Here is an 18,563-nt window from a genome sequence, read left to right on the forward strand (position 1 = left end):
CTCAGACCCGGCCGACCTGGTAGTGGCCGTCGTCGCTGGTGATCGTCACCGGCACGGTGACCCGTTCACCGTCGACGGTGGCCTCGCAGGTGAACGTGGCGCCCGCGGTGACCGGGATGTCCTCGGCGCAGTGGACCGCGGAGACCTCGTGGCCGTAGGCGCCGGTGAGGACCTGCTCGATGCCGTCCTGCAGGGCGGCCTGGTCGAAGACCGTGGAGACGAAGAACCCAGGCGTCCAGAACCCGAGAACCCCGACGAGGGCCACCGCCACGATCGCGGCGGCGATCAGGACCCAGCGCAGACCCGGCCTGCGGCCCCCAACCGGTTGCTGCAGGGCGGGCCCGGGATACCAGCTAGGTCCGGGCGCCCAGTCCGGCCGCTCGGGGCCGGGTGCGCCCGGATCCGGAGGCTGATGCCAGGCCTGGTGCGGCGGCGGCCAGCCCTGCTGCGGGTGACTGTGCTCGGCCGGTCCCCAGCCCTGCTGGGGCCCGGCCGTGGACCGATGACCCCAGCCACCGGGCGGCTGGTGGCCCCAGGTCCGTGGCTCGCCGGGCTGAGCGCCCGGGCCGGTGGCCGGGTCGGGCGCGCCGAACGGTGGGCCTGGGGTGCTCACCGGTGTGCCTCGTCGCGCTCGTTCATGGCCGACCCTCCGTCCTTCCACGCCCGCGCCATGACCAGCGCGTCCGGCGATCAAAGCACAGGGGCCGGATCGACGGCGCGCGGATCGGCCGAGCCCGGCGGCGCGTCGCCCCGCCGGGGCGGTCACAGCACCCCCGCTGCCACCACGCCGCGACGGATCGCACCGGCGGCCTTCGTCGCGGCGCGGCCCAGCGGCGTCGACTTCCCGACGACCCCGACGAGCTGGTCGAGCAGGTCGAGCACCTGCCGGCACCAGCGGACGAAGTCACCCGCCGAGAGTTCGTGGCCGTTCTGCTCGGCGGCGGCCAGCACCTGGGCCAACGACTCGCCCCGCGCCCACCGGTGGATCGGCCAGGCGAAGCCGAGGTCGGGCTGGCGGGTCCGGTCGATCCGGTGCCGCCGCTCGTCCGCCTCCAGGTCGGCCCAGATCCGCAGGGTGTCGGTCAGCGCCTCCGAGACCGGTCCGGACGGCACCCGCGGCATCGGTCCGTTGTCCCGCCGCGACTCGTAGACCAGTGACGACACCACCGCGGCCAGTTCGGCCGGTTCGAGCCCCTCCCACACGCCGTGTCGCAGGCATTCCGCGGCCAGCAACTCGGATTCGCCCCAGATCCGGGCCAGCCGCTGACCGTGTTCGGTGACCGCCTCCTGCCGTCGCCCCGCCCCGTCCCGTTCCTCGGCGATATAACCGCGCTCCTGCAGCAGCGACCGGATCCGGTCGAACGCGCGCGCCAGCGAATGCGTCGTCGCCCGCACCTTCTGGCGCAGCTGTTCGGTCTCGCGCGCCAGGCGGTGGTAGCGCTCGGCCCACCGGGCGTGCGACTCCCGGTCGTCGCAACGGTGACACGGGTGAGCGCGCAACGCGTGGCGGAGGGCGACGAGCTCCGGGTCGTCCGCTCCGTTGCCGCCCGCCCGTCCGCGCCGCTGGCGTGGGGCCGGAGCCTCGATACCGGTATTGCGCAAGGACGAGGCGAGGTCACGGCGGGCCCGCGGTGAACGGTGGTCGACCCGTTTGGGCAGCCGCATCCGGCCCAGCGGCGTGACGGGTGTCGGGAAGTCGGCCGCCGACAGCCGGCCCGCCCACCGGTCCTCCGAGAGCACCAGCGGCCGTGGCTCACCGGTGGCGTCGACCCCGGGATCGAGCACCACCGCGAGCCCGGACCGGCGTCCGGTCGGCACCGCGATCACGTCGCCGGGCCGCAGCGATCGCAACGACTCGGCCGTGGCATCCCGCTGCTCGGCGACGCCCTGACGGCGCAGTGCCCGCTCCCGGTCGGAGACGTCGCGGCGCAGCTGGGCGTACTCGCGGAAGTCCCCGAGGCGGCATGTCATGGACGCCGCGTAGCCCGCCAGCGCCTCCTCGTTGCGCTCGATGCGTCGGGCGAGCCCGACCACCGAGCGGTCGGCCTGGAACTGTCCGAACGACTGCTCCAGCAGCTCGCGGCCCCGTTCCACGCCGAGCCGTCCGACCAGGTTGACGGCCATGTTGTAACCGGGCCGGAACGAGCTACGCAGCGGGTAGGTGCGGGTCGAGGCCAGGCCGGCGACCTTCTCCGGGTCCACCCCCGGCTGCCAGATGACGACGGCGTGCCCTTCGATGTCGATGCCGCGCCGTCCGGCGCGGCCGGTGAGCTGCGTGTACTCCCCCGGCGTCAGCTCGGTGTGGGCCTCGCCGTTGAACTTGACCAGTCGCTCCAGCACGACGGTTCGGGCGGGCATGTTGATGCCCAGCGCAAGCGTCTCGGTCGCGAAGACGCAGCGGACCAGGCCCTTGACGAACAGCTCCTCGACGGTCTCCTTGAACGCGGGCAGCAGGCCCGCGTGATGCGCGGCGATGCCCCGCTCCAGGGCCTCACGCCACTCCCAGTAGCCGAGCACGCCCAGGTCGGCCTGCGGGAGGTCGCTGGTGTGCTTCTCGATGATGCCGCGGATCTCGGTGACCTCGGCATCGGTGGTCAAGCGCAGCCCGGCGCGCACACACTGCCCGACGGCCGCGTCGCAGCCGGAGCGGCTGAAGACGAACGTGATCGCGGGCAACAGCCCGTTGCGGTCGAGCCGGTCGATGACGGTGACCCGCGACGGAGGGCGGTACCCGACGCGCCGGGCCGGGGTGGAACGCCCGCGCCTGCCACGCTCCCAGATCGCCGTCGAGCTCTGCCGGTCGAGCTCGGCGGTCTGCCTGACGAGGTCGGGGTCGACCCGCAGCTCGCCGTCGCGGGCCTCGCCGGCGAACAGGTCGAACAGCCGGTTACCGACCATCATGTGTTGCCACAGGGGCACGGGCCGATGCTCATCGACCACGACCGTTGTGTCGCCGCGCACGGTGACCAGCCAGTCGCCGAACTCCTCGGCGTTGCTCACCGTCGCCGAGAGCCCGATCAGCCGCACGTGCTCGGGCAGTTGGAGGATCACCTCCTCCCAGACCGCGCCGCGGAACCGGTCCGCCAGGTAATGCACCTCGTCCATCACGACATAGCCGAGGTGGTCCAGCGCCCGGGAGCCCGCGTAGATCATGTTCCGCAGCACCTCGGTCGTCATGACGACCACCTGGGCGTCACCGTTGACCGAGACGTCACCGGTGAGCAGCCCGACGGCGTCGGTGCCGTGACGGGCGGCGAGGTCGGCGTACTTCTGGTTCGACAGCGCCTTGATCGGCGTCGTGTAGAAGCACTTCAGGCCCTCCGCGAGGGCGAGGTGGACGGCGAACTCGCCGACGACGGTCTTACCGGCGCCCGTCGGGGCGCAGACGAGCACGCCGTGCCCGTCCTCCAGCGCGTCACAGGCCGCACGCTGAAACCCGTCGAGCTCGAACGGCAGGCCCGCGACGAATTCGGTCAACCGGGGCCGAGCGACTCGGGACTTGGCCGCGAGGTAGGCCTCGGCCGGACTGCTGGGAGCCACATCGTCCAGGCTGTCACATCCGCGACCCGCCCCCACGCCTGGACCGGTGCGCCGCCGGCGGCGCGCCGGTCTTTAGGGGATGTCGTCGAGCCTGGGGGTGGGCGCCGGAGCGGGGTCGGGTTCGATCGGCGACACCGAGGTGTCGATCTTGCTCGGTGCGGTGTCGATCGGCGAGGGCTCGTCCGGGTCCCAGGAGTCCCAGCCCTCCTGGGCCCGTTTGCGGGCCTTGGCCCGGTCGTGCAGGCGGGTGAGCTGGATCGCCACCTCGAAAAGGATCACCAGGGCCATCGCGAGTGCCAGCATCGAGATCGGGTCCTGGCCCGGGGTCGCCACCGCCGCGAACACGAACAGACCGAAGATCAGTCCACGTCGCCAGCGGCGCAGCCGGTCGTAGCTGACGACGCCGACCCGGTTGAGCATCACGACCAGAAGCGGCAGCTCGAAGCTGACCCCGAAGATGAGCAGCAGCGCGATGACGAAGCCGAAGTAGGCGTCGCCGGTGAGCGCGGTGGTCTGCACCTGGCTGCCGATCGTCAGCAGGAACCCCAGTCCCTGGGAGACGACGAGGAACGCCAGGACAGCGCCGGCGACGAACAGCACCGCGGCGATCGAGACGAAGGTCAGCGCGAACCGCCGCTCCTTGGCGTACAGCCCGGGAGTGATGAACGCCCAGAGCTGGTAGAGCCAGATCGGGCAGGCGAGCACCACACCGGCTGTCGCGCCGACCTTCAGCCGCAGGGTGAACTGGTCGAACGGCCCCGTCCCCAGCAGGGTGCAGGACCCGTCGGCGGTGAAGCTCGCCCGTGAGGAGGCGGGTAGCGAGCAGTAGGGATACTTGAGCATCTCCCCGAGGCTCGGGGCGCCGAACAGGGCGACGTCGAACCAGATGTAGCCGAACACCGTCGTCACCGCGATCGCGATGAGCGAGACCGCCAAGCGGTAGCGCAGCTCGTAGAGGTGCTCGACGAGCGTCATCGTGCCGTCGGGATTGCGGGACCGACGGCGTCGCCGGAACTTCGCCACGCCGAGCAGCTACTGCGTCCGGTCGCCGCGCCCTGGCTGGTTCGCCGGAGCGGACTGCTGCGGCGCCGGTGCGGCGGGCGGCAGCGCGGCGGGCGGCTCACCCGTGGGCTCGCTCTGGCGGGCCTCCTCGTCGCTGCGCAGCCCCTTCATCTCGCCCTTGAACACGCGCGCGGACTGCCCGATCGACCGCGCCATGTCCGGCAGCTTCTTGGCGCCGAACAGCAGTACCAGGACACCGATGATGATGACGATTTCCCAGCCACCGAGGCTTCCCATGACGCTGTCCCTCCCGACGCCGTCACTTCGGGGTTCGATACTACGCAGAAGCGTGTTTCAGCGGTCGTCCCCGGGTCGCCATGCCTTCACCCGGGCCAGTGCGGCCGCGAGCGGCGCGGCGCCCTCATCCAGCCCGGTCCGTAGCCGGGCCGCGGCGCGTTCCAGGCCGCGCTTGCGGCCCAGCACCACCGGCACGACCAGCATCAACACCACCAGCCCGGCCGCGGCCACGACCACTGCGGGTAAGAATGTGCCCACCGCTGCTCCCCTCGGTTCCTCGGTTCTCCGGTATCAGTTCTCGAGCGGAGCCGAGGCCGCCAGCGCGGCCCGCGCCCGGCGCCCGACCTCCGCGGCGATTTCCGGTGGTTCCAGCACCCGCGCGCCGCCGCCCAGCCCCAGCACGAGCCGGACCAGCCAGCCGGGCTCGGCGTAGCGCAGCGCCACCCTGGCCCGCCCGGTCGCCTCGTCCTCGATGATCTCGTCGACCGGGTAGTACTCGGCGATCCACCGGGCCTCCGGCTCGAGCAACAGCACGGCGGTCCGCTGCTCCTGGCTCGGGCGGAACAACCCGGCCGAGACGTCGGCGGGTTCCGCCTCCGGTGGCGGCGCGGCCGGTTCGTCGAGCTCGGTGACCGCGTCGACCCGGTCCAGCCGGAAGAGCCGGACGGCCTCGGCGCGCCGGCACCAGGCCTCCAGATAGCTGCGCCCCTCCACGAGCAGCAGCCGCATCGGGTCGATCGTGCGCTGCGACACGGCGTCCCGACCGGCGGTGTAGTACTGGATACGCAACGCGCGGCCGCGTTCCAGCGCGCCACGGACCGCGGCGATGGTGGCCTCCTTCTCGTGGCTGACCTCCACCGCGACCCCGGCCAGTGCGGCGTCGCCCACCGCGCGTTCGATCTTCGCGGTGGCCCGCTGCACGGCGTCGGAATCGACCATCCCGGGGACCTCGCCGAGCGTGCGGAGGGCGACGAGCAGCGCGGTCGCCTCGGCCGTCGTCAGCCGCAGCGGTCTGCGCATCCCGGCGTCCTCGGTGACAGTGACGGTGTCGCCGGAGAACGACAGGTCGACCAGGTCACCGGGCCCGTAGCCGGGTAGCCCGCACATCCACAGCAGCTCCAGGTCGCGGCGCAGCTGCCGCTCCGAGATGCCGAAGTCGGCCGCGGCCTCGGCGACGGGGATACCGGGTCGAGCCAGCAGGTAGGGCACCAGCGAGAGCAGCCGCGGCAGCCGTTGCGAAACCCCGCTGCTCATCGCGCACCCCCGGGCCGGTGCCCGGCGCGCCGCTCACGTGGCAGCGTCACGTCCGCACCTCCTCGTGGTCGGCATGCGCCGCGGCGGCGGCCGCCCAGCTTCGGCGCACCGCTGCGGCGAGCTCCGGCGGGTCGAGCACCACCACGTCCGGGCCGTGCCCGGCCAGCCAGCGCGCCACCATCTGCACGCTGCGCAGGTCGAGCTCCAGCTCGTCGCCGGGGCGGTCGGCGTGCATGCGGGGCCGGACGACGCGGCCGATCCGGCGCAGCCCGTGTGCGCGCCCCGAGGCGGCCCAGATCCGGGCCGCGCCGATCACCGGGGGCGGTTCGACGCCGCGTGTGACGTATCCGAGCAGATCGATGCCGTCGGGAACACGGATCGCGCCCGCCGGCCCGATCGCCGTCACCGGCCCGATGATGCGGGAGAGCCGGAACGAGCGGGTGGCGTCGCGGTCGCGGTCGTGACCGACGAGGTACCAGCGCCCCCGCCACGACACGACACCCCACGGCTCGACGGTGCGGTGGACGACCTCGCCGGTCGGGCCGCCGCGGCGGTGGTCGAACGTCACCGCCCGGCGGGCCTGTACGGCGGCCAGGATCGGCCCGAACGCCGGTTCGGCGGCCCGCACCCGCGGCTGCACCGGACCGCCGCTCTCGTCGACCTCGACCCCGGCCGCGCGCAGCTTGACCAGGGCACCGTGGGCGGCGCCGGACAGCTCGGGGGTGTCCCAGAGCCGGGCGGCCAACGCGACGGCGGCGGCCTCGTCCGGTTCCAGGTCGATCTCGCCGAGCTCGTAGTCGTGGCGGGCGATGCGGTAGCCGTCGGTGGTGTCGAACGACGAGCGCCGGCCGGTCTCCAGCGGCACCCCCAGCTCGCGCAGCTCGCTCTTGTCGCGTTCGAACATCCGGAAGAAGGCCTCGTCGGTGGGCGCATCGGCGTAGCCGGGAACCGTCGCGCGGATCCGCTCGGCCGACAGGAACTGCCTCGTCGAAAGGAGGCAGAGGACCAGGTTGACCAGTCGCTCGGCGCGCGCGGTGGACACGAACGAGATCGTACGACCGATGGGGAGCACAGCCGGGCCGACCGGTACAACCGCGGGGGGCGTCTCATCATGCGACGCCTGATCGTCTTGACGTGGGCGCTCAACCCGCGAAGGCTCGTGTGACGCCGAACACGAGAGAGCGGGGAATGAGCGACGTGGACACGACCGAGACCTTCAACCCGTGGAGCGTCGTGAACCTGGTCTTCCATCATCTGGCCGAGCAGGGGTTGCACCCGGTGCTCGGCGAGACGGGCGACCCGGCGGCCGCGGCGGCCGACCTTCTGACGGCGATGGGTATTCAGCCCGGTCCGGACAGCGCGGGCCCGGGCACCGCCGACGTTCAGGAGACACTGGCGCAGCTACGCCGAACGATGATGCCCGGCATCGAATAACCGCTGGTCACACGCACCCGTGAGGGCGTAACAGTGTAAGAACACTGTTACGCCCTCACGGGTGGTCACAGGCTGGCGATCAGGCGCTCGACGCGTTCGTCGACCGCGCGGAACGGGTCCTTGCACAGCACGGTGCGTTGCGCCTGGTCGTTCAGCTTCAGATGCACCCAGTCGACGGTGAAGTCCCGCCCGGCGGCCTGGGCGGCGGCGATGAAGTCGCCACGGAGCTTGGCCCGGGTGGTCTGCGGCGGGGTGTCCTTGGCCGCCTCGATCTCGCCGTCGTCGGTGACCCGGTCGACCATGCCCTTGCGCTGCAACAGGTCGAACAGGCCACGGCCGCGGCGGATGTCGTGATAGGCCAGATCGAGCTGGGCGATGCGGGAGCTGGCGAGATCGAGATTGTGGCGCTCCACGTAGCGCTCGACCAGCCTGCGCTTGATCGCCCAGTCGATCTCACGGTCGATGAGAGCGAGGTTCTGGCTCTCCACCGCGTCCAGCGTGCGGCCCCACAGCTCCACGACCCGATCCTGGACGCGGTCGTCGTTGCTGTCGGAGCCCCGCGCGGCCAGATGTTCGACGGCGCGGGCGTAGTACTCGCGCTGGATGTCCAGGGCGCTGGCCTCCCGCCCGCCGGCCAGCCGCACGGTCCGCCGCCCGGTGAGGTCGTGACTGATCTCCCGGATGGCTCGGATCGGGTTGTCCAGGGTGAAGTCCCGGAACTGAACACCCGCCTCGATCATCTCCAGCACGAGCGTCGCCGAACCGACCTTCAACAGGGTCGTCACCTCGGACATGTTCGAGTCCCCGACGATCACGTGCAGCCGCCGGTAGCGCTCGGCGTCGGCGTGCGGCTCGTCGCGGGTGTTGATGATCGGCCGCGACCGCGTGGTGGCGCTGGAGACACCCTCCCAGATGTGCTCGGCGCGCTGGGACAGGCAGTACACCGCCCCACGGGGGGTCTGCAGCACCTTGCCCGCCCCGCAGATCAGCTGGCGGGTCACCAGGAACGGCAGCAGCACGTCGGCGATCCGGGAGAACTCCCCGGCACGGGCCACGAGGTAGTTCTCGTGGCAGCCGTAGGAGTTGCCCGCGGAGTCGGTGTTGTTCTTGAACAGGTAGATGTCGCCGCCGATGCCCTCGTCGACCAGCCGCCGCTCGGCGTCGACGAGCAGGTCCTCGAGGATCCGTTCCCCCGCCTTGTCGTGGGCGACCAGCTGGGTCAGCGAGTCGCATTCCGCGGTGGCGTACTCGGGGTGCGAGCCGACGTCGAGGTACAGCCGGGCCCCGTTGCGCAGGAAGACGTTCGAGGACCGGCCCCAGGACACCACGCGACGGAACAGGTATCGCGCTACCTCGTCCGGGGACAGCCGCCGCTGTCCGTGAAAGGTGCAGGTGACCCCGAACTCGGTCTCGACACCGTATATCCGCCGCTGCATGACATCAGCGTAGGCGGAACGGCGCCCGTACTGTGATGCCTGTGTGCGAGTGGTTCCGGCGAGTCGGACGGCTTCGGCCCGGGGTGAACCCGGTCGACCGGGCGATTTCGCACGTCATCGCCCGGCGTGCGCCCTCTCGGCTCGACGCGGCGATGAAGTCGCTGACCACCGCGGCGAACCACAGCGTGCTGTGGTTTCTCCTCGCCGGGATCCTCGCCGCGCGCAAGGGCGCGACCCGCAAGGCTGCGCTGCGCGGCGTGCTCGCGATCGCCGGGGCGAGCGGGATCGCCAACGCGCTGCTCAAGCCGCTGCTGCCGCGACGGCGCCCCGCGGCCGGAGAGTTGCCCGCCCACCGGACCCTGCCCGACCCGCCGACCTCGTCCGCGTTCCCGTCCGGGCACGCGGCGTCCGCCGCCGCCTTCGCGACCGCGGTGGCGTTGGAGAGCCCGCGGGTCGGTCTCGCGCTCGCGCCGCTGGCCGGTGCGGTCGCCTACTCCCGGGTCCACGTCGGGGTGCACTGGGGGTCCGACGTGGTCGCCGGCGCCGCCGTCGGGTCCGCCATCGCGCTGGCCACCCGCCGCTGGTGGCCGGTGCGCCGCAGCGACGAGGCCCGGGCCCGCCCGGTTGACGCCGTGCCGCCACTACCGAAGGGGGAAGGCCTGGTCATGGTGGCCAACCCGTTCGCCGGCGACCCGGGCGTCGACCCCGCCACGGAGATCGAGACGGCGTTGCCCGCCGCCCGCGTGCTGCGCGTCGCGGACGGCGGTGCCATCGACGACCAGCTCGAGCAGGCGATCGCCGCCGGTGACGGGACGGTGCGGGCCGTCGGGGCGGCGGGCGGGGACGGCACCGCGGCCGCGGTGGCCGCGGTGGCCAGCCGGTACGACCTCCCACTGGTGCTGGTGCCCGCGGGCACCCTCAACCACTTCGCGCGCGACGTCGGTGTCTATGACCTGCAGGAGGCGCTCGACGCCACCACGGTGGGCGAGGCCGTCGCCGTTGATCTCGGACTCGTCCAGGCGCACCCGGGCACGGATCCGGACCCGCCGAGCGGGGAGGTGATCCGCACCCGGTACTTCCTCAACACGGCGAGCATCGGCTCCTATCCCGAGCTGGTGCGGCTGCGCGAGCGCTGGCAGCGCCGCTGGGGTAAGTGGCCCGCGTTCGCGGCCGCGCTGATCACGGTGTTGCGCCGCTCCGAACGGGTGGAGGTCAAGATCGCCGACGAGTGGCATCTCGTCTGGTTCCTGTTCGTGGGAAACGGGACGTACCACCCACGCGGCATGGTCCCGGCGTGGCGGCCCTCGCTCGACTCGGGACTGCTCGACGTTCGCTGGCTGCGGGCCGATCTCCGGTTCTCCCGGATTCGGGCGTTCCTGGCGCTCGCGCTGGGCGCGCTGGGGCACAGCCGGGTGTACGCCCAGCGGGAGGTCGACCACCTCGACGTGGAGTTGCGGATGCCGGCGATGCTCGCCACCGACGGCGAGGTCGTCGAGGAGGCCGGCCGCTACACGTTCCGGGTCGCCGCGCGCCCGATCCCGGTGTATCGGCGCGACGAGCAGAACTGGACCGGGCGCGACCGGCCGTATCTGGGGTGAGCGCTCAGCGGATCCGCCGTCCCATCTCGGCACACGAGTAGCCGCCGAGGGCTTCCACGGCCGCTCGGAAGTCCGGCCGTTCCAGCAGCGCCCACAGCGGTGCGAGCAGCTCGTCGGACAGCGTGTCCCGGCGCAGGACCAGGTCGTAGGGCTCCTGCGCGACGGGCACGAAGTCCAGCCCGAAGGCCCGGGCGGCCGCGAGAATGCCCATTCCGGTGTCGACGCGTCCGGCGGCCACCGCGGCGGCCACCGCGAGGTGGGTGTGCTCCTCGCGGGTGTAGCCGCGTACCTCGGTCGGCTCGATGCCGCGTCGCGCCAGCTCGTGGTCGAGCAGCGCGCGGGTGCCCGCCCCGCGCTGCCGGTTGACGTAGCTCAGGCCCGGGCGGGTCAGATCCTCGACGCCGGTGAGCCCGAGCGGGTTGCCGGGCGCGACGATCAGGCCCTGGTCGCGGTGCACCAGCCGGACGACGGCCGGCTCCGGACCGCCACCGAGCAGCCGGTCGACGAACGGCAGGGTGTACTCCCCCGTCGCGGGGTCCAGCAGATGCGACCCGGCGATGTGGCACAGCCCGTCCCGCAGCGCCACCAGCCCACCGAGCGAGCCCACGTTGGACGATGCCAGCGTGACCAGCGGGTCCTCGGCGCGCAGGGCGGAGGCCGCGAGGTCCAGCACCAGGTCGTGCGAGCCGATCGCGACGATCGTGCGGCCGATCTCGGCCAGCCCCCGCAGGAGCTCGACGCGGACCTGCTCGCCCGCGTGATGGCCCTCCACCCCGGCCGGCACCACGAGCAGGCCGTCCGCGCGCACCAGCGAGGTGAGCACCCCGGCACCCCGCGGTAGCGGTGTGGCGATCACCTCGCCGCCCACCCGGCCCAGCCGGACCCGCACCCAGTCGTCCATCCCGATCAGGGAGGGGAGCTTGCGGGCCAGCCGGGCCGTGGTCGACGGGCGTTCGGCCGGTGCGGCGCCCTCGAGCTCGGCGAGCAGCGGCGCGGCGAAGATGTCGAAGGTCAGCGCGGCCGAGACCGGGTAGCCCGGGGCGCCGAGCACCGGTGTGCGCTCCACGCTGCCGAGCACCACCGGATGTCCGGGACGGACCGCGACGCCATGGACGGCCAGCGTTCCCGCACCGGCCACGACGCGGGCGGTGTAGTCGTCGCGGCCGGCGCTGGACCCGGCGACGAGAATGACGAGGTCGGCGTCGGCGGCCGCGGCCCGCACCGCCGCGGTGATCGCCTCCGGGTCGTCGAGGACGATCTCGGTGACCCGGGCGTCGCAGTGCGCCTCGCGGGCCTGCGCGGCCAGCATCAGCGAGTTCGTGTCGAGGATCTCGCCGGGACCGGGCTCGGTGCCGATCGGGCGGATCTCGTCACCGGTGGGGACGACGACCACCAGCGGTGGACGCCGCACGGTCAGTTCCGTGACCCCGGCCGCGGCGGCTGCGGCCACGTCGACCGGCCGTAACCGGTGGCCCGCCGGCAGCAGCAGTTCGGCGGCGCTGATGTCCTCTCCGATGGAGCGGACGTGCTGGTAGGGCGGCACCGCGGCGCGCAGTTCGGCCGATCCCTGCGCGGTGTGGTGCACATGCTCGCGCATGACGACGGCGTCGTAGCCGTTCGGCAACGGGTCACCGGTGTCGACGATCGCGAAGTCGCCGGGGGCCAGCAGCACCGGGGTGGTCTCCGACGCGGTCACGGTGTCCGCTGCGCGCACGGCGATCCCGTCCATTGCGGCGGCGTCGAACGCCGGTGACGATCGCCGCGCCCACACCGGCTCGGCGGTCACCCGGCCTACCGCGGCCGTGACCGGCACCCGGATCGTCTGGACCCGGCGCGGGCAGCCCGCGGCTTCCCGCGCCGCCCGCCAGGTGGCGAGTGCCTCGGCCGCGGGGACGTCGGAGACGAACGGACTATCCGCGGTCACGGCTGCGACGGTAGAGCACCCGGGGCGACCGTTCGCCCGCGGACCCCGGCTGTCCCGGCCAGGCCCACGGCCGCGCTACCGGTAGAGCACCACCTCGACCTCCACGCCCGCGTCCAGGCCGGTGGCGGGCTCGGGGACGACCACGTACCCGTCTGCGCGCGTCAACACCGACAGCAGCGCCGACGGACCGAACACGGGCTCCGCGACGCCCTCGCGGAGCTGTACCTGCACCACGTCGAGCCTGCCCGCGGCCGAGGCCAGGTCCCGGGACAGCACGGCGCGGGTGCTCGGCTCGGGCGGCGGGACCGCACAGCCCGCGAGCCGCCACACCAGCGGCACCCCGACCAGCCGGAACACCACCAGCGCGGACAGCGGGTTGCCGGGCAGCCCGACCACGGGGACACCGCCGCAGTCGGCCAGCAGCGTCGGCTTGCCGGGCTTGATCGCGAGCCCGTGGCACCAGACGGTGCCCAGCGCGGCGACCGCAGCCGCCGTCTCGTCACGAGCGCCGACCGAGGAACCCGCCGAGACGACCACCAGGTCGGCGGTCGGCAGCACCGCGCGCAGCGTCGTCTCCAGGGCGCCGGGGTCATCGGGCACGATCCCGGCCACCCGGGGTTCCCCGCCCGCGTCGGTGACCAGGGCGGCCAGCGCCGACGCGGTGGCGTCGCGCACCTGGCCGACGACGAGCTCCGCCGTGTCCGGGGGCACCACCTCGTCCCCGGTCGAGACGATCACCACCCGGGGCCGGGCGTGCACACCGACGTCGGTCACCCCGGCGGCCGCGAGCAGGCCGAGGTCCGAGGCCCGTAACGGCCGCCCGGCGGGAACCAGCGCCGCTCCGGCGGGGACGTCCTCGTCGGCCCGCACCAGCCCGCCGCCCGGCGCGACCGGCCGGGTCACCTCGATCGTTCCGGGCATCGTCTCGGCGGTGAACTCGACCATCACCACCGCGTCGGCGCCCGCGGGCAGCACTCCTCCGGTGGGCATCGCCACACAGCCGCCGGGCGACACGCTCACCTCCGGTGCCGAGCCCATCCGGACCGCGCCGAGGAGGTCGAGGTACGACGGCAGCCCTTCCGAGGCGCCGTAGGTGTCGGCGGCACGCACCGCGAAGCCGTCGACCGTGGACCGGGTGAAGCCGGGCAGCGGGGCCGGGGCGAGCACCTCGGCGGCGGGCACCCGATGCAGGGCCGCGGCGAGCGGAACGGTCTGGACCGGGGTGCGCCGGGCCGGGCGGAACCCGGCCAGCGCCTCGGCGACCGTCCGGGCGGTGAAGAACTCGCGCCCACTCACGTCGACGCCACCAGCCACGGAAATCCCGCGACTCGCTCGCGGAAATACCCCGACTCGCGCTCGGAGATCCCGCGACTCGCGGGAGTCACGATCCGCGGTTCTCCAGTCCGAGCACGCTGACCACCGGACCCAACGCCACCTGCCCGAGCCCGCAGATCGACGTCTTGCGCATGGCCTCCTCCAGTTGCAGCACCCGGGCGCGCTGCGCCTCGTCCAGCCGCGGCGCGCCCGCCGGGCCCGCGGCCAGCACCCCGCGCAGCACCTCGTGCGCCTTCGTGGACCCGACCCGGCACGGGACGCATTTGCCGCACGACTCGTCGCGGAAGAACCGCAGCACGTTGGTGGCGGCGGCGAGCAGATCCGTCCCCTCGGCCAGCACCACCAGCGCGCCGGAGCCGAGCATCGTGCCGGCCTCGGCGAGCGGCCCGAAGTCCAGCGGCAGGTCGAGCTGGTCGGGGCCGATGAAGTTCGACGACGCACCGCCCGGTTGCACCGCACCGACGGCCGCCCCGCCGGACACCCCGCCGGCCAGGTCGATCAGCTCGCGCACCGTGCTGCCCATCGGCACGCAGTACACGCCGGGCCGTTCGACGTGCCCGGAGACGGCGAAGAACTTCCAGCCGACCGATTCCCCGCGGCCCTGGTCGCGCCACCACCGCGCCCCGCGGGTCAGGATCACCGGAACGTCGGCGAAGGTCTCGACGGAGTTCATCAGCGTCGGGCGGCCGTGCAGCCCGTAGGTGCCGGGGAACGGCGGTTTGTTGCGCGGCTCGCCGCGGTGGCCCTCCATGCACTCCAGCAGCGCCGTCTCCTCGCCCAGGATGTAGCCGCCCGGGGAGGTGAAGATGTCGACCTCCAGCCTGCGCCCGCTGCCGCAAGCGTCCGGGCCGATCACCCCGGCCGCCCGCAGGGCGTCCAGCTCGGCGCGCAGCACCCGTTCCTCGGGGCCGTACTCGTGGCGGATGAACACCCAGCCCTGCTCGGCGCCGACCACGGCCATCCCCAGCAGCAGCCCCTCCAGCACCAGATGCGGCTGGTCGGCCAGGATCTGGCGGTCCTTGAAGGTGCCCGGCTCGGACTCGTCGGCGTTGCAGATCGCGTACGTGACGCCGCCCGGTTCGGCGGCGCGGACCAGCTCCCACTTCTTCCCGGTGGGGAACCCGGCACCGCCCATGCCGCGCAGTCCGGACTCGGCGAGCACGGCCACCGCGTCGTCGGGGTCGAGCCGCCCGCCCAGCAGCGCCCGCAGCATCGCGTAGCGCTCCGCCACGTCCGAGCCGGCCGGATAGGGGTCGTTGGGCCACGGCCCGGTGCGGCCCGAGCCGGTGGGTTCGGCGTGGCCCACCCCGGCGTCGCGCGCCGCGGCGACCAGCGCGTCGATGTCGGACACCGCGACCGGGTACTCGTTGACCGCCGCGGCGGGGGCGATATCGCACCGGCCGAGGCAGGACACCTCGACGAGCTCGACGTCGGCGTCGTCGCCGTAACGCGCGCGCACCGCCGCGAGTCGCTCCTCACCCGAGCGCAGCCAGCACGTCAGGTCGTGGCAGACGGTCAGCGCCACCGTCGCGGGCGGTGTCGTCCGGAAATGCGGGTAGAAGGAGACCAGGCCCTCGATCTCGTACCGCGGGCGTTTCGTGTCGCGGGCCAGCTCCTCCAGCTCCTCTCGGGGCAGCCAGCCCACCCGCTGCTGGATGGCGTTGAGCGCGGGGATCAGGGACGGCCCGGGGAACTTTCCCGCGCGCGCCTCCACCCCGGGCACCCAGCGGGGCCGCACCTGGTCGGCCCGCTCGGACAGCTCCGTCACACCCGCACCCCCTGTGCCGACGTCGGCTCCGCGTGCGCTCCGCCGAGTGCCTCGACCTGCACCGCGCAGAACTTGAACTCCGGGATCTTCCCGAACGGGTCGATCTCGTCGATGGTCAGCAGGTTCGCCGCGGCTTCCCGGAAGTGGAACGGGATGAACACGTTCCCCATCTGTTCGCGGTGCGACACCCGCAGCAGCAGTTCGATCGTGCCGCGCCGGGACCGCACCCGGACCCGCTCACCGTGGGTGAGCCCGCGGTCGGCGGCGTCCTTGGGGTGCATGTACACCTCGGCGACCGGCGAGATCGCGTCCAGCGCGTAGGACCGTCGGGTCATCGAGCCGGTGTGCCAGTGTTCGAGCAGCCGGCCGGTGTTGAGCACCAGCGGGTACTCGGCGTCCGGCAGCTCGCGGGCCGGCAGCCATTCGGCGGGCACCAGGTGGGCCAGCCCGTCGTCGGTGTTGAACCGCTCGTCGAACATGACCACGAGGCCGTCGCTGTGGTCCGGGTCGTCGTTGGGGTAGAGCTTGCCGGTCAGCCCGAGGTTGTCGTAGCTCAGGTTGGCGTAGGACGGCATGAGCGCGACCATCTCGTCGAAGATCTCGCTCGGCCCGGAGTAGTTCCAGTCCAGCCCGATCCGCCGGGCGATGTCCTGTTCGATCTCCCAATCGACCCGCGCCTGGCCGGGCGGATCGAGCACCTTGCGGCCCAACTGGACCCGGCGGTCGGTGTTGGTGTAGGTCCCGACCTTCTCCAGGTACGACGACGCGGGCAGGATCACATCGGCGAACTCGGCGGTCTCAGTCAGGAAGATGTCCTGCACGACGAGGAAGTCCAACGCCGCCAGCGCCTTGCGGACCTTGTTGATATTGGGGTCGGACAGGAACGGGTTCTCCCCCAGCATGTACATCCCGCGCACGCCGCCGGGCTGCAGGATGGATCCGATGATCTCGGTGACGGTGAGACCGGTGTTCGGGTCGAGCGGGGTGCCCCAGGCCTGCTCGAACTGCTCCCGGACGCGCTCGCGCGCCACTCCCTGGTAGTCCGGGTAGAACATCGGGATCAGCCCGGCGTCGCTGGCGCCCTGGACGTTGTTCTGCCCGCGCAACGGATGCAGCCCGGTCCCGGGCCGTCCGACGTTGCCGGTGATCGCGCACAGCGCGATGAGGCAGCGGGCGTTGTCCGTTCCGGTGGTGTGCTGGGAGATCCCCATGCCCCAGTAGATGACCCCGGCGCGCGCCTCACCCCAGATCCGGGCGACCTCGCGGATCGTGTCGGCATCGACGTCGCAGATCGTCGCGGCGCGTTCCGGCGGATAGTCCGCGACGGTGCGGGCCAACGCGTCGTAGTTCGAGGTGCGGGCGGCGATGAACTCGCGGTCGATCAGCCCGAGCCGGATGATCTCGTACATGACCGCGTTGTAGAACGCGACGTCGGTGCCGGGTTTGAGCTGACAGTGGAGGTCCGCGTGGTCGGCGACCGTGCCGGCCCGCGGGTCGACATAGATGATCGTCGTTCCGCGTCTGCGGGCCTGTTTGAAGAACGAGCTCGCGACGGGGTGGTTCGCGGTCGCGTTGCTGCCGGTGATGATCGCGACGTCGGCGTTGAGCACGTCGCCGTAGGTCGTGGAGACCGCGCCGGAACCGATGCCCTCGAACAGCGCCGCGACCGACGAGGCGTGGCACAGCCGGGTGCAGTGGTCGACGTTGTTGGTGCCGAAGCCGACCCGGATCAGCTTCTGGAAGAGGTAGGCCTCCTCGTTGGAGCATTTGGCCGAGCCGAACCCGGCGATCGCGCCGGGACCGCCCTGCGCGTGGACCTGCTTCAGCCGGGTCGCGACGAGGTCGAGCGCCTCCTCCCAGGTGGCCTCCCGGAAATGCGGCATGACCTCGTCGTAGTCGACCAGGCCGCCGGGCTTGCGGCCCTTCCCGTTCCGCCCGCCGCCCGAGCGGTCGCCGCCGCCGACCCGGCCGCGGTCGTTGGGGGCGCCGTTGCGGTCGCCGCGCACGTCCGCGCTCAACGGCCCCTTCGGATAGGCCGACTCGCGGCGGATCAGGGGCACGGTGAGCCGCTGCGGGGAGGCCGCGTAGTCCCAGCCGTACCGGCCCTTGACGCACAGCCTGCTCTGGGAGCCCGGCTGGTCGCGGCCCTCGGCGAAGGAGATCGCGCCGCGTTCGCGGTCGACGTGGTAGGTGAGCGCACAGCCCACGCCGCAGTACGGGCAGACGGACTGGACGGCATCGAGCTGCGCCCGGGGCCGGATCGGGACGCCGCCGATGGGCTTGTTGGTCAGCGCTCCGGTGGGACAGGCCTGCACACATTCACCGCAGGTCACGCACGAGCTCGCGCCCATCGGGTCGTTGAAGTCGAACGCGATCCGGGTCGCATGGCCCTTGCCGGAGCGCCCGATGACGTCGTTGCCCTGGATGTCGTCGCAGGCCCGCACGCACCGGTCGCACAGGATGCAGGCGTCGTGGTCGACGTCGATCACCGGGTTGGAGCTGTCGCGGCCCCGTCCCGACCCGCAGGGCAGATCGGTGGTCTCCCGGGCGACGCCGTAGCGGTCGGCCAGCTCCAGCAGGAGGTTGTCGCCGGTGGTGGTCTGCTTCGGGTCCTGGTCGCGAGGCGGCTGGTCGGACAGCAGCAACTCGGTGAGGGTGGCCCGGCTGCGCTCCAGCTCCGGGGTCGAGGTCCGCACCGTCATGCCGTCCTCGCACGGGCGCACACACGCCGCGGCGAACACCCGGCCACCGGTGTCGACCACGCACATCCGGCAGACACCCACCGGGTCGTACCGCTCGTTGTGGCACAGCACCGGGATGTCCACGCCGACCCGTTTGGCGGCGTCGTAGATGGTGGTGCCCTCGGGCACGGTGACCGAACGGCCGTCGATCTCGGTGGTCACGGTCCGGACCGAGGTCGCCGATCCCTGCACAGCCGTCATCTCGACCCCCACGTACATCCTCGGTGTGGCATG

14 protein-coding genes are annotated in these 18,563 nt (G+C 72.7%); 2 read left to right on the forward strand and 12 right to left on the reverse strand.

The window, feature by feature from the left end:
• Window position 1 precedes the first annotated feature (1 nt).
• The 7 genes from ACFQE5_RS10805 to ACFQE5_RS10835 form a co-directional block, all read right to left on the reverse strand.
• Window positions 2-613 (reverse strand): DUF4333 domain-containing protein, encoded by a 612-nt coding sequence (locus ACFQE5_RS10805; protein WP_379584727.1) that lies wholly within the window; start codon window positions 611-613, stop codon window positions 2-4.
• 149 nt (window positions 614-762) lie between these two features.
• On the reverse strand, window positions 763-3,549 hold the full coding sequence (locus ACFQE5_RS10810; RefSeq protein WP_379585053.1) for a DEAD/DEAH box helicase: 2,787 nt from the start codon (window positions 3,547-3,549) through the stop codon (window positions 763-765).
• Between the two features lie 63 nt (window positions 3,550-3,612).
• Entirely contained in the window at window positions 3,613-4,515 is a 903-nt protein-coding gene (gene tatC / locus ACFQE5_RS10815) for a twin-arginine translocase subunit TatC (RefSeq protein WP_379585054.1), read from the reverse strand.
• Window positions 4,516-4,572: 57 nt separating this feature from the next.
• Window positions 4,573-4,839, reverse strand: a complete 267-nt coding sequence (gene tatA, locus ACFQE5_RS10820; protein WP_379584728.1) for a Sec-independent protein translocase subunit TatA — start codon at window positions 4,837-4,839, stop codon at window positions 4,573-4,575.
• A 57-nt stretch (window positions 4,840-4,896) separates the two neighbouring features.
• Window positions 4,897-5,097, reverse strand: coding sequence for a hypothetical protein (locus ACFQE5_RS10825; protein WP_379584729.1), 201 nt, complete (start codon window positions 5,095-5,097; stop codon window positions 4,897-4,899).
• Between the two features lie 33 nt (window positions 5,098-5,130).
• Window positions 5,131-6,093 carry a helix-turn-helix transcriptional regulator gene (locus tag ACFQE5_RS10830; RefSeq protein WP_379584730.1) on the reverse strand — a complete coding sequence of 321 codons (963 nt, stop codon included), beginning with the start codon at window positions 6,091-6,093 and terminating at the stop codon, window positions 5,131-5,133.
• A 46-nt stretch (window positions 6,094-6,139) separates the two neighbouring features.
• Window positions 6,140-7,135, reverse strand: a complete 996-nt coding sequence (locus ACFQE5_RS10835; RefSeq protein ID WP_379584731.1) for a helix-turn-helix transcriptional regulator — start codon at window positions 7,133-7,135, stop codon at window positions 6,140-6,142.
• Window positions 7,136-7,281: 146 nt separating this feature from the next.
• On the opposite strand from ACFQE5_RS10835, the gene ACFQE5_RS10840 reads away from it, so the two are divergent.
• The gene (locus tag ACFQE5_RS10840; RefSeq protein WP_379584732.1) at window positions 7,282-7,527 is read left to right on the forward strand and encodes a hypothetical protein; all 246 of its coding nucleotides are present in this window, start codon (window positions 7,282-7,284) and stop codon (window positions 7,525-7,527) included.
• A gap of 65 nt (window positions 7,528-7,592) precedes the next feature.
• On the opposite strand, the gene pafA is transcribed toward ACFQE5_RS10840, so the two are convergent.
• Window positions 7,593-8,963, reverse strand: a complete 1,371-nt coding sequence (gene pafA, locus ACFQE5_RS10845) for a Pup--protein ligase (protein WP_379584733.1) — start codon at window positions 8,961-8,963, stop codon at window positions 7,593-7,595.
• 41 nt (window positions 8,964-9,004) lie between these two features.
• On the opposite strand from pafA, the gene ACFQE5_RS10850 reads away from it, so the two are divergent.
• Window positions 9,005-10,561, forward strand: coding sequence for a bifunctional phosphatase PAP2/diacylglycerol kinase family protein (locus ACFQE5_RS10850; protein ID WP_379584734.1), 1,557 nt, complete (start codon window positions 9,005-9,007; stop codon window positions 10,559-10,561).
• A 4-nt stretch (window positions 10,562-10,565) separates the two neighbouring features.
• Here the strand turns inward: ACFQE5_RS10850 and ACFQE5_RS10855 are convergent, their stop codons facing one another.
• The 4 genes from ACFQE5_RS10855 to fdhF all read right to left on the reverse strand — a co-directional run bounded on the left by ACFQE5_RS10855 (window position 10,566) and on the right by fdhF (window position 18,530).
• A complete protein-coding gene (locus tag ACFQE5_RS10855; RefSeq protein WP_379584735.1) occupies window positions 10,566-12,485 on the reverse strand; it encodes a molybdopterin biosynthesis protein in 1,920 nt (639 codons plus the stop codon).
• Window positions 12,486-12,560: 75 nt separating this feature from the next.
• Window positions 12,561-13,781, reverse strand: coding sequence for a molybdopterin molybdotransferase MoeA (locus ACFQE5_RS10860; protein ID WP_379584736.1), 1,221 nt, complete (start codon window positions 13,779-13,781; stop codon window positions 12,561-12,563).
• An 85-nt stretch (window positions 13,782-13,866) separates the two neighbouring features.
• Window positions 13,867-15,588 (reverse strand): NAD(P)H-dependent oxidoreductase subunit E, encoded by a 1,722-nt coding sequence (locus ACFQE5_RS10865; protein WP_379584737.1) that lies wholly within the window; start codon window positions 15,586-15,588, stop codon window positions 13,867-13,869.
• Window positions 15,585-18,530, reverse strand: a complete 2,946-nt coding sequence (fdhF, locus tag ACFQE5_RS10870) for a formate dehydrogenase subunit alpha (RefSeq protein WP_379584738.1) — start codon at window positions 18,528-18,530, stop codon at window positions 15,585-15,587. The genes ACFQE5_RS10865 and fdhF overlap by 4 nt, the downstream gene beginning before the upstream one ends.
• Window positions 18,531-18,563: the final 33 nt, after the last annotated feature.

The sequence above is a fragment of the Pseudonocardia hispaniensis genome (assembly GCF_042658695.1).
In the GTDB taxonomy this organism is placed as follows: domain Bacteria; phylum Actinomycetota; class Actinomycetes; order Mycobacteriales; family Pseudonocardiaceae; genus Pseudonocardia; species Pseudonocardia hispaniensis.